General features: G+C 50.7%; 13 protein-coding genes. 9 read left to right on the top strand and 4 right to left on the bottom strand.

Annotated elements, in window-relative coordinates:
* Positions 1–23 precede the first annotated feature (23 nt).
* Positions 24–1034 carry a quinone-dependent dihydroorotate dehydrogenase gene (gene pyrD, locus AABJ99_RS15025; RefSeq protein WP_001305914.1) on the top strand — a complete coding sequence of 337 codons (1011 nt, stop codon included), beginning with the start codon at positions 24–26 and terminating at the stop codon, positions 1032–1034.
* A 173-nt stretch (positions 1035–1207) separates the two neighbouring features.
* Entirely contained in the window at positions 1208–1750 is a 543-nt protein-coding gene (gene zapC / locus AABJ99_RS15020; protein WP_001295353.1) for a cell division protein ZapC, read from the top strand.
* Here the strand turns inward: zapC and ycbX are convergent.
* A complete protein-coding gene (gene ycbX, locus AABJ99_RS15015; RefSeq protein ID WP_000224279.1) occupies positions 1747–2856 on the bottom strand; it encodes a 6-N-hydroxylaminopurine resistance protein YcbX in 1110 nt (369 codons plus the stop codon). The two genes, zapC and ycbX, sit on opposite strands and share 4 nt — an antisense overlap.
* A 97-nt stretch (positions 2857–2953) precedes the next feature.
* Between ycbX and rlmKL the strand changes: the two genes are divergently transcribed.
* The 6 genes from rlmKL to rmf all read left to right on the top strand — a co-directional run bounded on the left by rlmKL (position 2954) and on the right by rmf (position 10992).
* Positions 2954–5062 (top strand): bifunctional 23S rRNA (guanine(2069)-N(7))-methyltransferase RlmK/23S rRNA (guanine(2445)-N(2))-methyltransferase RlmL, encoded by a 2109-nt coding sequence (gene rlmKL, locus AABJ99_RS15010; protein WP_001086527.1) that lies wholly within the window; start codon positions 2954–2956, stop codon positions 5060–5062.
* Positions 5063–5073: 11 nt separating this feature from the next.
* On the top strand, positions 5074–6981 hold the full coding sequence (gene uup / locus AABJ99_RS15005) for an ABC transporter ATP-binding protein (RefSeq protein ID WP_039020483.1): 1908 nt from the start codon (positions 5074–5076) through the stop codon (positions 6979–6981).
* 129 nt (positions 6982–7110) lie between these two features.
* Positions 7111–8364 carry a membrane integrity-associated transporter subunit PqiA gene (gene pqiA / locus AABJ99_RS15000; protein WP_032183877.1) on the top strand — a complete coding sequence of 418 codons (1254 nt, stop codon included), beginning with the start codon at positions 7111–7113 and terminating at the stop codon, positions 8362–8364.
* A gap of 4 nt (positions 8365–8368) precedes the next feature.
* A complete protein-coding gene (gene pqiB, locus AABJ99_RS14995) occupies positions 8369–10009 on the top strand; it encodes an intermembrane transport protein PqiB (RefSeq protein ID WP_000445539.1) in 1641 nt (546 codons plus the stop codon).
* Positions 10006–10569 (top strand): membrane integrity-associated transporter subunit PqiC, encoded by a 564-nt coding sequence (pqiC, locus tag AABJ99_RS14990; RefSeq protein WP_000759110.1) that lies wholly within the window; start codon positions 10006–10008, stop codon positions 10567–10569. The genes pqiB and pqiC overlap by 4 nt, the downstream gene beginning before the upstream one ends.
* A gap of 255 nt (positions 10570–10824) precedes the next feature.
* Positions 10825–10992, top strand: coding sequence for a ribosome modulation factor (gene rmf, locus AABJ99_RS14985; RefSeq protein ID WP_000828648.1), 168 nt, complete (start codon positions 10825–10827; stop codon positions 10990–10992).
* A gap of 69 nt (positions 10993–11061) precedes the next feature.
* On the opposite strand, the gene fabA is transcribed toward rmf, so the two are convergent.
* Both fabA and ycbZ read right to left on the bottom strand, forming a co-directional pair.
* The gene (gene fabA / locus AABJ99_RS14980) at positions 11062–11580 is read right to left on the bottom strand and encodes a bifunctional 3-hydroxydecanoyl-ACP dehydratase/trans-2-decenoyl-ACP isomerase (RefSeq protein WP_000227927.1); all 519 of its coding nucleotides are present in this window, start codon (positions 11578–11580) and stop codon (positions 11062–11064) included.
* A 68-nt stretch (positions 11581–11648) separates the two neighbouring features.
* A complete protein-coding gene (ycbZ, locus tag AABJ99_RS14975) occupies positions 11649–13409 on the bottom strand; it encodes an AAA family ATPase (protein WP_039020484.1) in 1761 nt (586 codons plus the stop codon).
* 185 nt (positions 13410–13594) lie between these two features.
* On the opposite strand from ycbZ, the gene matP reads away from it, so the two are divergent.
* Positions 13595–14047: a macrodomain Ter protein MatP gene (gene matP / locus AABJ99_RS14970; RefSeq protein WP_000877161.1), complete on the top strand. Its 453-nt coding sequence runs from the start codon at positions 13595–13597 to the stop codon at positions 14045–14047.
* 76 nt (positions 14048–14123) lie between these two features.
* On the opposite strand, the gene ompA is transcribed toward matP, so the two are convergent.
* Entirely contained in the window at positions 14124–15176 is a 1053-nt protein-coding gene (ompA, locus tag AABJ99_RS14965) for a porin OmpA (RefSeq protein WP_039020485.1), read from the bottom strand.
* Positions 15177–15199: the final 23 nt, after the last annotated feature.

The raw sequence follows: 15199 nt of genomic DNA, 5'->3' as shown, positions 1-15199 counted from the left end.
ACACCGGGAATCCAGGAGAGTTCATGTACTACCCCTTCGTTCGTAAAGCCCTTTTCCAGCTCGATCCAGAGCGCGCTCATGAGTTTACTTTTCAGCAATTACGCCGTATTACAGGAACGCCGTTTGAAGCACTGGTGCGGCAGAAAGTGCCTGCGAAACCTGTTAACTGCATGGGCCTGACGTTTAAAAATCCGCTTGGTCTGGCAGCCGGTCTTGATAAAGACGGGGAGTGCATTGACGCGTTAGGCGCGATGGGGTTTGGATCTATCGAGATCGGTACCGTCACGCCACGTCCACAGCCAGGTAATGACAAGCCGCGTCTCTTTCGTCTGGTAGATGCCGAAGGTTTGATCAACCGTATGGGCTTTAATAATCTTGGCGTTGATAACCTCGTAGAGAACGTAAAAAAAGCCCATTATGATGGCGTCCTGGGTATTAACATCGGCAAAAATAAAGATACGCCGGTGGAGCAGGGTAAAGATGACTATCTGATTTGTATGGAAAAAATCTATGCTTATGCGGGATATATCGCCATCAATATTTCATCGCCGAATACCCCAGGATTACGCACACTGCAATATGGCGAAGCGCTGGATGATCTCTTAACCGCGATTAAAAATAAGCAAAATGATTTGCAAGCGATGCACCATAAATATGTGCCGATCGCAGTGAAGATCGCGCCGGATCTTTCTGAAGAAGAATTGATCCAGGTTGCCGATAGTTTAGTTCGCCATAATATTGATGGCGTTATTGCAACCAATACCACGCTCGATCGTTCTCTGGTTCAGGGAATGAAAAATTGTGATCAAACCGGTGGCTTAAGTGGTCGTCCGCTTCAGTTAAAAAGCACAGAAATTATTCGCCGCTTGTCACAGGAATTAAACGGTCGCTTACCGATCATCGGTGTTGGCGGCATTGACTCGGTTATCGCTGCGCGTGAAAAGATTGCTGCGGGGGCCTCACTGGTGCAAATTTATTCTGGTTTTATTTTTAAAGGTCCGCCGCTGATTAAAGAAATCGTTACCCATATCTAATTATTTCTTCGAATTCCTCTTTATAAGATAATCAGGGCTTTATTTTAAGCCCTGGTTGTTTTATATTCATCGCTGTTGCTTATTTAGACATTTTGTACTTTTATTGTTGAGGTTATTAAGCGAAGCGACAATGGATTGTGTTGCTGCGGTTTTATAGGGTAGGGGAGAGGCAAATGCGAATTAAACCAGACGATAACTGGCGTTGGTATTACGATGAAGAGCACGATCGAATGATGCTCGATTTAGCCAATGGTATGCTATTTCGCTCACGTTTTGCGCGCAAAATGTTGACTCCAGATGCCTTTTCTCCCGCAGGCTTTTGCGTTGACGACGCCGCGCTCTATTTCTCATTTGAAGAAAAATGCCGCGATTTTAATTTATCTAAAGAACAAAAAGCCGAACTTGTGCTCAATGCACTGGTGGCAATTCGTTATCTCAAACCACAAATGCCGAAAAGCTGGCATTTTGTTTCCCATGGTGAAATGTGGGTGCCCATGCCGGGCGATGCGGCCTGCGTTTGGTTGAGCGACACTCACGAGCAAGTCAATTTGCTGGTCGTTGAATCTGGCGAAAATGCCGCACTATGCCTGCTGGCACAACCCTGCGTTGTTATTGCGGGTCGCGCGATGCAGTTGGGGGACGCCATCAAAATCATGAATGACAGGCTGAAACCGCAGGTTAATGTTGACAGTTTCAGCCTCGAACAGGCAGTTTAACGCGCTAGTTTAAGCGCAGTCTTCGGCACACAACTACAGCAAAGAATGGTACCATCATTGCTGATTGCCGATTTTTTGAGCGGTGTGACTTCGCCTTCTAAAAGCTGAACACGGCAGCTTCCACAAATGCCCGCGCGGCAAGAATAAGGGATACGAATTCCCCGATTTTCTAATTGCTCCAGCAGAACCTGTTGGTTATTTCCACGAAATGCCTGCCCTTGCCAGTCAATATCTACATTTGCGTCCGGTTGCTGTGCGGCGTCGACGGTATCGTCCACGGCAGCTGCGCCGTAAACTTTCGCCGGAGCCGTTGCAAGAATTTCCACCTCGTCGCCAACGCGAATCACGCCACTATTACGGGCAATTAAATTCTGACCAAAATCGACATCGCCGTTATCCTGGGCTGTTCGGAAAGATTGCAATGTTTTTAATGGTTCACCTGCCGGATGCTTTTGTCCTTTTTCCGGACTGACGGTGGTGAAAATACAGCGGCTGCAAGGCTTAACCACATCAAACACCACATCACCAATACGAATCACTTTCCAGCTATCTTCTTCCCAGGCTGACGCGCCGGAAACCACCAGATTGGGGCGGAATTGCTCCATTTTTACACTGGCCGGACAACGTTGTTGGAGATCACGTAACGAGGCTTCGTTAGCAAGAAGGTAAGGATAGCCATCAGCAAATGACAGAGGTACAGTGTTGTGGCGTTTCACGCGCCGGGTCATTTGTGGCCCCACCCAGCGCAATTGCACTTCGCGGGAGAAAAATCCACTTAACCATTTGTTGATCGCGTCTGGCGCAATTCGCGCGGTAAAATGTGTGCCCCAAACTTCGGTTGGTGCGTCTTGTGTGGCGAAATCAGCAAAACGAACATATGCGCTACTGCCATCTGGTGCGGTGAGATGCAAGCCATCATGCACAGGTGAAGGAGTAAACCGTACCATCTGGGGAAACTGGCGAGCGGTAATAAACGTACCGTCAGGTTCCGTGATCATAAAGATGCGATCGAAGGCCAGACCACTGACATCTGCCAGAGCATGTGTAAGACCAATGCCGCGCATCGATTTAACAGGATGAATAAAAAGCCGGGTTAATGTCGCCACGGTGCGGTCCTCAAATGAAAATAAGCCCTCAACTTTATGACATGACGCGCTTATTAGCTATAATGCGCAACAATTTTCTTAGAGTAAAAGTGACGATATGAATTCTCTGTTTGCCAGTACGGCCCGTGGGCTGGAAGAGCTGTTAAAAACTGAACTGGAAAACCTGGGGGCCGTTGAATGCCAGGTGGTTCAGGGTGGGGTCCATTTTAAGGGCGACACACGGCTTGTTTACCAGAGCCTGATGTGGAGCCGCCTGGCCTCGCGTATTATGTTGCCGCTGGGCGAGTGTAAGGTTTACAGTGATTTAGACCTCTATCTCGGCGTTCAGGCGATCAACTGGACAGAGATGTTTAATCCTGGCGCGACCTTCGCTGTCCATTTCAGTGGTTTAAATGACACCATTCGCAACAGCCAGTACGGCGCGATGAAAGTGAAAGACGCGATCGTCGATGCTTTCACGCGGAAAAATTTGCCGCGTCCAAATGTTGATCGCGATGCGCCGGATATCCGCGTTAACGTCTGGCTGCATAAAGAAACTGCCAGTATCGCCCTTGATCTCAGTGGTGATGGTTTACATCTGCGTGGCTATCGCGATCGTGCTGGTATTGCGCCGATCAAAGAAACCCTGGCAGCCGCGATTGTGATGCGATCCGGCTGGCAGCCGGGAACACCGCTGCTCGATCCAATGTGTGGTTCTGGTACGTTGCTGATTGAAGCTGCGATGCTGGCGACCGATCGCGCACCAGGTTTGCACCGTGGGCGTTGGGGCTTTAGCGGCTGGGCGCAGCATGATGAAGCTATCTGGCAGGAAGTGAAAGCGGAAGCGCAAACTCGCGCCCGTAAAGGCCTGGCTGAGTATAGCTCTCATTTTTACGGTTCGGACAGCGACGCACGGGTGATTCAACGTGCGCGCACTAACGCCCGTCTTGCGGGGATTGGTGAACTGATCACCTTTGAGGTGAAAGATGTTGCGCAACTGACCAATCCGCTGCCGAAAGGGCCGTACGGTACAGTGTTGAGCAACCCGCCATACGGTGAACGTCTGGACAGCGAACCGGCGCTGATTGCGCTGCATAGCCTGCTGGGCCGAATTATGAAAAACCAGTTCGGTGGCTGGAATCTCTCTTTGTTTAGTGCCTCGCCGGATCTGCTAAGCTGCCTGCAGCTGCGTGCAGACAAACAGTACAAGGCGAAAAACGGCCCGCTGGACTGCGTACAGAAAAATTATCACGTTGCCGAAAGCACACCAGACAGCAAACCGGCAATGGTAGCGGAAGACTACGCCAACCGCCTGCGTAAGAACCTCAAAAAATTCGAGAAGTGGGCACGTCAGGAAGGGATTGAATGTTATCGCCTGTATGATGCCGATCTGCCGGAGTATAACGTTGCCGTTGACCGTTATGCCGACTGGGTGGTAGTGCAGGAGTATGCGCCGCCAAAAACTATTGATGCGCACAAAGCGCGTCAGCGTCTGTTCGATATTATCGCTGCAACCATTTCTGTACTGGGGATTGCGCCAAACAAACTGGTGCTGAAAACCCGTGAACGCCAGAAGGGCAAAAATCAGTACCAGAAACTGGGCGAGAAGGGCGAGTTTCTTGAAGTTACCGAATATAACGCTCACTTGTGGGTGAACCTGACGGATTACCTCGATACCGGTCTGTTCCTCGATCACCGTATCGCCCGTCGTATGCTCGGTCAGATGAGCAAAGGCAAAGATTTCCTCAACCTGTTCTCTTATACCGGCAGCGCCACCGTGCATGCGGGATTAGGCGGTGCACGCAGCACCACCACCGTGGATATGTCGCGTACTTATCTGGAGTGGGCAGAACGCAACCTGCGTCTGAATGGCTTAACTGGCCGAGCGCATCGCCTGATTCAGGCCGATTGCCTGGCATGGCTGCGTGAGGCAAATGAACAGTTCGATCTGATCTTTATTGATCCGCCAACCTTCTCTAACTCAAAACGAATGGAAGATGCGTTTGATGTTCAGCGCGATCATCTGGCGCTGATGAAAGATTTGAAACGTCTGCTGCGTGCTGGTGGGACGATCATGTTCTCGAACAACAAACGTGGATTCCGTATGGATCTTGACGGACTGGCAAAACTGGGACTGAAAGCACAAGAAATTACGCAAAAAACGCTCTCCCAGGATTTCGCCCGTAACCGCCAGATCCACAACTGCTGGCTGATTACCGCAGCCTGAAAGGAATAGTAATGTCATTAATCAGTATGCATGGCGCATGGCTGTCGTTCAGCGACGCGCCGCTTCTCGATAACGCAGAACTGCATATCGAAGATAACGAACGTGTTTGTCTGGTAGGCCGTAACGGCGCAGGCAAATCGACGTTAATGAAAATCCTCAACCGTGAACAAGGGCTGGATGACGGTCGCATTATTTACGAGCAAGATTTGATTGTAGCTCGTCTGCAACAGGATCCGCCGCGTAACGTTGAGGGTAGCGTTTATGATTTCGTTGCCGAAGGCATTGAAGAACAAGCGGAATACCTGAAACGCTATCACGATATTTCGCGCCTGGTGATGAACGACCCGAGCGAGAAAAATCTCAACGAACTGGCGAAGGTTCAGGAACAGCTGGATCACCACAACCTGTGGCAGCTGGAAAACCGCATTAACGAAGTGCTGGCGCAACTGGGGTTAGATCCTAACGTTGCGCTGTCGTCGCTTTCCGGCGGCTGGTTGCGTAAAGCGGCATTAGGACGCGCGCTGGTGAGCAATCCGCGCGTATTGCTGCTCGACGAACCGACTAACCACCTGGATATCGAAACCATCGACTGGCTGGAAGGATTCCTTAAAACCTTCAATGGGACGATAATTTTCATCTCCCACGACCGTTCGTTTATCCGCAATATGGCGACGCGCATTGTTGATCTCGATCGCGGCAAGCTTGTGACCTATCCTGGGAATTACGACCAGTACCTGCTGGAAAAAGAAGAAGCCCTGCGCGTGGAAGAACTACAAAATGCCGAGTTCGATCGCAAACTTGCGCAGGAAGAAGTGTGGATCCGCCAGGGGATCAAAGCGCGCCGTACCCGTAATGAAGGCCGCGTACGCGCCCTGAAAGCAATGCGTCGCGAGCGTGGCGAACGTCGCGAAGTGATGGGTACTGCAAAGATGCAGGTGGAAGAGGCCAGCCGCTCCGGTAAGATCGTTTTCGAAATGGAAGACGTTTGCTACCAGGTCGACGGTAAGCAACTGGTGAAAGATTTTTCTGCCCAGGTTCTACGTGGCGACAAAATTGCCCTGATTGGTCCGAATGGATGCGGCAAAACCACGCTGCTGAAACTGATGCTCGGTCAGCTTCAGGCGGACAGCGGGCGTATTCACGTTGGCACCAAACTGGAAGTGGCTTATTTCGATCAGCACCGCGCGGAACTGGATCCCGATAAAACGGTGATGGATAACCTGGCCGAAGGCAAACAAGAAGTGATGGTTAACGGCAAACCACGCCATGTACTGGGTTATTTGCAGGACTTCCTGTTCCATCCGAAACGGGCGATGACGCCGGTACGTGCGCTATCTGGCGGTGAGCGTAACCGCTTGCTGCTGGCGCGTTTGTTCCTCAAACCAAGCAACTTATTGATTCTTGACGAACCGACCAACGACCTTGATGTCGAAACGCTGGAATTGCTGGAAGAACTGATCGACAGCTACCAGGGCACGGTATTGCTGGTGAGTCACGATCGTCAGTTTGTCGATAATACCGTAACAGAATGCTGGATCTTCGAAGGCGACGGTAAAATTGGTCGTTATGTTGGCGGCTATCATGACGCCCGTGGTCAGCAAGAACAGTATGTGGCGCTCAAACAGCCTGCGGTGAAAAAAACCGAAGAAACCGCCGTGCCAAAAGCAGAAACTGTAAAACGCAGCAGTAGCAAACTAAGCTATAAATTGCAGCGCGAACTGGAGCAGCTACCGCAATTGCTCGAAGATCTGGAGGCGAAGCTGGAAGCCCTACAGACGCAGGTGGCGGATGCTTCCTTCTTCAGTCAGCCGCATGAGCAGACACAAAAAGTGCTCGCCGATATGGCTGCTGCAGAGCAGGAGCTGGAGCAAGCCTTTGAACGCTGGGAGTATCTTGAAGCGTTAAAAAATGGTGGCTGATCGCAAAATAGTCGATTTAAACAGAGACAGCTGACAACGGTAAAATTGCCTGATGCACTGGGTTTATCAGGCATGAAAACCAACACTTTGTTAGTCATCTGTAAAATAGCGCATCATTAAGGAGTACCAATGTGCGAACATCATCATGCCGCGAAGCACATCCTGTGCTCGCAGTGTGACATGCTGGTGGCGTTACCGCGCCTTGAGCATGGTCAGAAAGCGGCATGTCCCCGGTGTGGCACAACGTTAACCGTGGCGTGGGATGCCCCTCGGCAGCGTCCTACCGCCTATGCGTTGGCTGCACTGTTCATGCTGTTGCTGTCCAACTTGTTTCCTTTTGTGAATATGAACGTTGCGGGAGTCACCAGTGAAATTACATTACTGGAAATTCCCGGCGTGCTTTTTTCTGAGGACTACGCCAGCCTCGGCACCTTTTTCCTGTTGTTTGTGCAACTGGTTCCCGCGTTTTGTCTGATAACTATTCTGTTACTGGTTAATCGCGCACAATTACCGGTCCGTTTAAAAGAGCAACTGGCACGGGTGCTTTTTCAACTCAAAACCTGGGGAATGGCGGAGATTTTCCTCGCGGGTGTGCTGGTGAGTTTCGTTAAACTGATGGCCTACGGCAGCATTGGTGTCGGCAGTAGCTTTCTCCCCTGGTGTTTATTTTGTGTCCTGCAACTGCGCGCCTTTCAGTGTGTTGATCGTCGCTGGTTATGGGACGATATCGCCCCAATGCCAGAACTGCGCCAGCCGCTAAAACCGGGCGTCACGGGGATACGCCAGGGGCTGCGTTCGTGCTCCTGTTGCACGGCAATCCTTCCTGCTGATGAACCTGTGTGCCCGCGCTGTAGTACCAAAGGGTATGTTCGTCGTAGAAACAGCCTGCAGTGGACACTCGCACTGCTTGTTACGTCCATCATGTTGTATCTGCCGGCGAATATTTTGCCCATCATGGTGACGGATTTATTAGGCTCGAAGATGCCATCGACGATTCTCGCTGGGGTCATCCTGTTATGGAGCGAAGGATCTTATCCCGTCGCTGCGGTTATCTTTCTGGCCAGTATTATGGTGCCAACGTTAAAGATGATCGCCATCGCGTGGTTGTGTTGGGATGCCAAAGGGCATGGCAAGCGCGACAGTGAAAGAATGCATTTGATTTATGAAGTTGTTGAGTTTGTAGGCCGCTGGTCGATGATTGACGTTTTCGTTATCGCGGTGCTCTCGGCGCTGGTGCGTATGGGAGGTTTAATGAGTATTTATCCGGCAATGGGTGCATTAATGTTTGCTTTAGTCGTCATAATGACAATGTTTTCTGCTATGACGTTTGACCCGCGTTTGTCGTGGGATCGTCAACCTGAATCAGAGCATGAGGAGTCCTGACAGTATGGAATCTAATAATGGGGAAGCCAAAATCCAGAAAGTGAAGAACTGGTCTCCCGTGTGGATATTTCCTATCGTCACGGCGCTCATTGGGGCCTGGGTTCTTTTTTATCATTACAGCCATCAGGGGCCGGAAGTGACCCTGATCACCGCGAATGCGGAAGGAATAGAAGGTGGTAAAACCACCATTAAAAGCCGTAGCGTTGACGTCGGCGTGGTTGAAAGCGCCACACTGGCTGATGATTTGACGCACGTTGAAATCAAAGCGCGGCTGAATTCCGGTATGGAAAAATTGCTGCATAAAGATACCGTCTTTTGGGTGGTGAAACCGCAGATTGGTCGAGAAGGGATTAGCGGCCTGGGAACGCTGCTGTCTGGGGTTTATATCGAACTGCAGCCAGGCGCGAAAGGCAGCAAAATGGATAAATACGATTTGCTGGACTCGCCACCGTTGGCCCCGCCTGATGCGAAAGGTATCCGTGTGATTCTCGATAGCAAAAAAGCCGGGCAGCTCTCGCCAGGAGATCCCGTGCTGTTCCGTGGCTATCGGGTAGGTTCGGTTGAAACCAGCACCTTCGATACGCAAAAACGCAATATCAGCTATCAACTGTTCATCAATGCACCTTATGACCGTCTGGTGACCAGCAATGTTCGCTTCTGGAAAGATAGTGGAATTGCGGTTGATTTGACGTCAGCAGGAATGCGTGTGGAGATGGGCTCATTGACAACGCTGCTTAGTGGCGGTGTCAGCTTTGATGTGCCGGAAGGTCTGGATTTAGGGCAGCCGGTGGCACCGAAAACAGCTTTCGTTTTGTATGATGATCAGAAGAGCATCCAGGATTCGTTGTACACCGATCACATTGATTATCTGATGTTCTTTAAAGATTCGGTACGCGGTCTGCAACCGGGAGCTCCGGTAGAATTCCGGGGTATTCGCCTGGGTACCGTAAGCAAAGTACCGTTCTTTGCGCCGAATATGCGGCAGACATTTAACGATGATTACCGTATTCCGGTACTGATTCGTATCGAACCAGAGCGGCTGAAAATGCAGCTTGGTGAAAATGCGGATGTTGTTGAGCACCTTGGCGAATTGTTGAAACGTGGTTTACGCGGATCGCTGAAGACCGGAAATCTGGTCACTGGCGCACTGTATGTTGATCTCGATTTCTATCCAAATAGCCCTGCTATTACCGGTATTCGTGAGTTTAATGGTTATCAGATTATCCCGACCGTTAGCGGTGGCCTGGCGCAAATCCAGCAGCGTCTGATGGAAGCGTTGGATAAGATCAACAAACTGCCATTGAATCCGATGATTGAGCAGGCGACCAGTACGCTTTCTGAAAGTCAGCGCACCATGAAAAACCTGCAAACGACACTGGATAGCATGAACAAGATCCTCGCCAGCCAGTCGATGCAGCAGTTGCCGACCGATATGCAGTCAACATTACGTGAGTTGAATCGCAGTATGCAGGGCTTCCAGCCTGGCTCCGCAGCCTACAACAAGATGGTGGCGGATATGCAGCGCCTTGATCAGGTGTTGCGTGAACTGCAGCCGGTGCTGAAAACGCTCAACGAGAAGAGTAACGCGCTGGTATTTGAAGCGAAGGACAAAAAAGATCCAGAGCCGAAGAGGGCGAAACAATGAAAAAGTGGCTAGTGACGATTGCGGCACTGTGGCTGGCCGGATGCAGCTCCGGCGAGATCAATAAAAACTATTACCAGTTACCTGTGGTGCAGAGCGGTACACAAAGTACCGCCAGCCAGGGTAATCGCCTGTTATGGGTAGAGCAGGTCGCTGTTCCTGACTATCTGGCGGGGAATGGTGTGGTTTATCAAACCAGTGATGTGAAGTATGTGATTGCCAACAACAACTTGTGGGCCAGCCCGTTGGATCAACAGTTGCGCAACACCCTGGTTGCCAACCTGAGCACGCAACTGCCCGGTTGGGTGGTTGCCTCCCAGCCTCTGGGAAGCGCCCAGGACACGCTCAATGTTACCGTAACGGAGTTTAACGGTCGCTATGATGGCAAGGTCATTGTCAGTGGTGAGTGGCTGTTGAACCACCAGGGACAACTGATCAAACGTCCGTTCCGTCTGGAAGGGGTGCAAACTCAGGATGGTTACGATGAGATGGTTAAAGTGTTGGCCAGTGTCTGGAGTCAGGAAGCCGCTTCTATTGCGCAAGAGATAAAGCGTCTACCTTAATTATAAAGATTTGTAAATATAACCGTCTCCGGTATGTAACCTGAGGCGGTTTTTTTGTTTCTAACGTGCGGAAAAAGTTGTTCCTCTTCACATTTTTTGTACAACCGACATGCCCGTGTAGCTCACAAATATGACAGTGGCGTGAATTTTGCGCATTGACGGCAGTTATGATTCGCGGTATTGCTTAACTGTGATTGCACATTTAGTAATCACTGTTTTCTTTTCCACCAGAAACCAGTATGAGGGAAACGAGGCATGAAGAGACAAAAACGAGATCGCCTGGAACGGGCACATCAACGTGGTTATCAGGCCGGCATCGCCGGACGCTCAAAAGAAATGTGTCCCTATCAGACGCTGAATCAAAGGTCACAATGGCTGGGAGGCTGGCGAGAAGCCATGGCGGACAGGGTAGTAATGGCCTGATTCTGTCTCTTTAAAAAGAAACCTCCGCATTGCGGAGGTTTCGCCTTTTGATACTCTGTCTGATTATAATCAGAAGGCAGACGTATCCTGGAACAGACCGACTTTCAGGTCGCTGGCGGTATAGATCAGACGACCATCAACCAGCACTTCGCCATCTGCCAGACCCATAATCAGACGACGATTAACAATGCGTTTAAAGTGAATACGGTAGGTCACTTTTTTTGCTGTCGGCAGAACCTGACCAGTGAATTTCACTTCGCCAACACCCAGTGCGCGGCCTTTACCTTCGCCGCCCAGCCAGCCGAGGTAGAACCCTACCAGCTGCCACATTGCGTCCAGGCCCAGGCATCCCGGCATAACCGGATCGCCAATGAAGTGGCATCCGAAGAACCACAGATCCGGATTGATATCCAGTTCTGCTTCAACATACCCTTTGTCGAAGTTACCACCCGTTTCGGTCATTTTGACCACACGGTCCATCATCAGCATGTTCGGTGCTGGCAATTGCGGGCCTTTAGCGCCAAACAGTTCACCGCGACCAGAGGCAAGAAGGTCTTCTTTTGTATAGGATTCGCGTTTATCTACCATGTTCTCTGTAAGCCTTATTCTATTGAAGCACGCAGGATAGCTAACACGTGTACGCTGAACAAGTCCGATCAGTTCGGAATAAACCAGTTCAGCCAACGTAATGGCCATGGAAAACGGTGACGTCCTTCCTGTTGCGATGCTTGCGCGATACGTTCCTGGATGGTTTGCATCAGCGTCGTTTGGCCTTCGCCATCCCACACCAGATTTAATAATAACGGCAGTGCTTCAGTCACATCGTCTACTGCCCAGATGGTGAATTTGCCTTCCTCTACTGCTTTCACCAGTTCACTGTGAAGACTTAAATGGCGAACGTTAGCAGTGGGGATAATGACACCTTGTTTCCCCGTTAACTCACGTTGCTGGCAAATAGCAAAGAAGCCTTCGATTTTCTCATTTAAACCACCGACTGGCTGGGCGCGACCGAATTGATCGACTGAACCTGTGATAGCAATACTCTGATTCACCGGCACATCGGCGAGGGCGCTTATCAGGGCGCAGAGTTCAGCCATCGAGGCACTATCGCCATCCACTTCACTGTATGACTGCTCAAATGTCAGCGATGCTGAGAAGGGGATCTGTTGCTCAAGCTGTAGTTCCGACATCAGGAACGCCTGCATGATCATCATCCCTTTCGCATGGATATTGCCGCCAAGCTCCGCTTTGCGTTCGATGTCGGTGAATTCACCATCGCCAATATGCACAACGCAGCTAATGCGAGAAGGTTCGCCAAAAGCGCGTGGATGACCCGGAAATTCAATGACCGAAAGGGCGTTAATTTGCCCGATGCGTTCGCCTTCGGTTTCAATCAGGATTTGCTCCTGAAGGATCTCATCCTGCATGCGTTCAGCGAGGAAACCTTCGCGCCATTCACGCTGCTGTAACATTAAGTTTAGCTGCTCGCCGGAGAAGGTGTCGCCATCACACAGTGAGGCGACCTCTTTACACTGGCGGAGGATCCACTGCGGGCTAAGCGGCAGTGTTTCTTGTTCACCGGTGTAGCGTGCGGCTTCGCGGATAAGTACCGGCCAGGCATCCGCTCCCGGTGCAGGTAAGTGATTATGTCTGGCGGCCAATGTCACCCAGCGACACCACTGGCTTACTGACTCCGCATCGACAATCTGCAGAGTGTCTTCAAATTCGCTATAAATAGCCTGCTCTGAAAGCTCTGGTTCCATCTCCTGGAAATCAGCCAATGATTCACGTTCGCCTACCAGAATGACTTTCAGCTTCAATGGCATCGAAGGCACAGAGACGGGGAGAGGGCGCGACTCATCAAACGCAACCCAGTCAAAACGCTCGCGGTTAACGATATTTTTCAGCCGCATCCACAGCAGAGGTTGCGCCAGCAGTGTACGCAAAGAGATGATGAGAATACCGCCATTTGCCTGATGCACCAGACCTGGCTGCAGGGTAATGTCACCATTAAACTGGCGCAGACAGCCAAAGAGTTGTTCCGCTTCTACCCAGTCGGCAGTGACAACTTGCGTTAAAGTCGCAAAATTATCATCTGCACTCACTGCGTTACGTAAGCGGATGGTGTGGCCGGAAACCTCATAGTGACCGCCCACCAGTTGGCCTGCATCGCTTTGTAGCGCACGCGCGGCATCGGCAATAAGATTCAGATACTCAGACTCTTCCGGGGCCTTCGCCAGCATAAAAGAGGAGGATGCTCGCGTATGCAGCAACTGCTCCAGCGCAAATTGCAGTCGCGGTTGAGTATCACTGAATAAAGGATCGTTTTCGTCAATCAAATGTGGCTGAGCATATATTTCCTGATAGCTATCGGTATCAGGAACCAGGTCACGCCATGCAAGTTTCGTAATGGTCAAAGTTGATGTTTTTTAGTCTGTTGTCAAAGCCGCGATTATACCGTAACCGGCACTGCAGCACACGTAGAAAGCACCGACAATACTCCTGGCATGGGCGTTAAAGCTCACAGGATGGAGATTCTTTTCTTCACTGGCCTAAAAAGCTGATATTCTGTAAAGAGTTACACGGTAACATTGAGATCGCTATGAAATATCAACAACTTGAAAATCTTGAAAGCGGTTGGAAATGGAAGTATCTGGTGAAGAAGCACCGCGAAGGGGAGTTAATCACCCGTTACATAGAAGCCAGTGCCGCCCAGGAAGCCGTCGATGTGTTGCTCTCGCTGGAAAATGAACCCGTGCTGGTAAATGGCTGGATTGACAAGCATATGAATCCGGAACTGGTCAATCGCATGAAGCAAACCATTCGGGCCAGACGGAAGCGCCATTTTAATGCGGAACACCAGCATACGCGCAAAAAATCGATCGATCTGGAATTTATTGTCTGGCAACGTCTGGCAGGTCTGGCGCAGCGTCGCGGTAAAACGCTTTCTGAAACGATTGTTCAGCTGATTGAAGATGCGGAAAACAAAGAGAAATACGCGAATAAAATGTCTTCTCTAAAGCAGGATCTGCAGGCATTGCTGGGTAAGGAATAACTGTCGAAAGTCAGTTCAATTTACGCAAGGCGAAAAAAAACCCCGCAGCTGCGGGGTTTTTCTATCAGACGATAACTTAAGCCTGCGGCTGAGTTACAACGTCTTTGATGCCTTTAACTTCGATCTCTACGCGACGATCCGGAGCCAGGCAGTCGATCAGCGCAGCACGCTGTTTCACGTTGTCACAGGTGTTGCCAGTAACCGGGTTGGATTCACCCATACCACGTGCAGAGATTTTGTCTGCCGGGATACCTTTAGAGATCAGGTAATCAACAACGGACTGAGCACGACGCTCGGACAGACCCTGGTTGTAAGCGTCAGAACCGATGCGGTCAGTGTAACCCAGAACAACTACGGAACCGTCTTTCGGATCCAGGTTGCTCAGCTGGCTGTACAGCTGATCCAGAGCAGCCTGACCTTCCGGTTTCAGGGTTGCTTTGTTGAAGTTGAACAGAACGTCAGACTTCAGAGTGAAGTGCTTGGTCTGTACTTCCGGTGCCGGAGCTGGTGCCGGAGCAACTACTGGAGCTGCTTCGCCCTGACCGAAACGGTAGGAAACACCCAGGCTCAGCAGGCCGTTGTCCGGACGAGTACCGATGGTGTGTGCGTCACCGATGTTGTTGGTCCACTGGTATTCCAGACGGGTAGCGATTTCAGGAGTGATCGCGTACTCAACACCGCCAGCGAAGACCGGAGAAACGCCGGTGTCGTGGTCTTTAGTGGATGCGCCACCAGGTACGTTAGACTTGGTGTCTGCACGCCATACCATACCACCCAGACGAGTGTAAACGTCCAGATCGTCAGTGATTGGGTAACCCAGTTTGGCGGTCAGTTGAACGCCCTGAGCTTTATATGCGCCATTGATGTTGTCGCCTTTGTACGGCATACGACCTAACCAGTCATAACCCATTTCAAAGCCAACATACGGGTTAACCTGGTAACCACCAAAAGCACCTGCACCCAGTTGGTTTTCGTGGGTCGGACCATTGTTGTTGATGAAACCAGTGTCATGGTACTGGGACCAGCCCAGTTTAGCACCAGTGTACCAGGTGTTATCTTTCGGAGCGGCCTGCGCTACGGTAGCGAAACCAGCCAGTGCCACTGCAATCGCGATAGCTGTCTTTTTCATTTTTTGCGCCTCGTTATCATCCA

The sequence above is a fragment of the Escherichia coli genome, assembly GCF_036503815.1.
GTDB lineage: Bacteria > Pseudomonadota > Gammaproteobacteria > Enterobacterales > Enterobacteriaceae > Escherichia > Escherichia coli_F.
The sequence above is the reverse complement of the archived record's forward strand: the minus strand, read 5'-3'. Positions and strand labels throughout refer to the sequence as shown.

Bases quoted from the DNA above. Each gene is read 5' to 3' on its own strand.
- pyrD (WP_001305914.1), top strand. From the start codon at position 24: ATGTACTACCCCTTCGTTCGTAAAGCCCTTTTCCAGCTCGATCCAGAG.
- zapC (WP_001295353.1), top strand. From the start codon at position 1,208: ATGCGAATTAAACCAGACGATAACTGGCGTTGGTATTACGATGAAGAG.
- rlmKL (WP_001086527.1), top strand. From the start codon at position 2,954: ATGAATTCTCTGTTTGCCAGTACGGCCCGTGGGCTGGAAGAGCTGTTA.
- uup (WP_039020483.1), top strand. From the start codon at position 5,074: ATGTCATTAATCAGTATGCATGGCGCATGGCTGTCGTTCAGCGACGCG.
- pqiA (WP_032183877.1), top strand. From the start codon at position 7,111: ATGTGCGAACATCATCATGCCGCGAAGCACATCCTGTGCTCGCAGTGT.
- pqiB (WP_000445539.1), top strand. From the start codon at position 8,369: ATGGAATCTAATAATGGGGAAGCCAAAATCCAGAAAGTGAAGAACTGG.
- pqiC (WP_000759110.1), top strand. From the start codon at position 10,006: ATGAAAAAGTGGCTAGTGACGATTGCGGCACTGTGGCTGGCCGGATGC.
- rmf (WP_000828648.1), top strand. From the start codon at position 10,825: ATGAAGAGACAAAAACGAGATCGCCTGGAACGGGCACATCAACGTGGT.
- fabA (WP_000227927.1), bottom strand. From the start codon at position 11,580: ATGGTAGATAAACGCGAATCCTATACAAAAGAAGACCTTCTTGCCTCT.
- matP (WP_000877161.1), top strand. From the start codon at position 13,595: ATGAAATATCAACAACTTGAAAATCTTGAAAGCGGTTGGAAATGGAAG.
- ompA (WP_039020485.1), bottom strand. From the start codon at position 15,176: ATGAAAAAGACAGCTATCGCGATTGCAGTGGCACTGGCTGGTTTCGCT.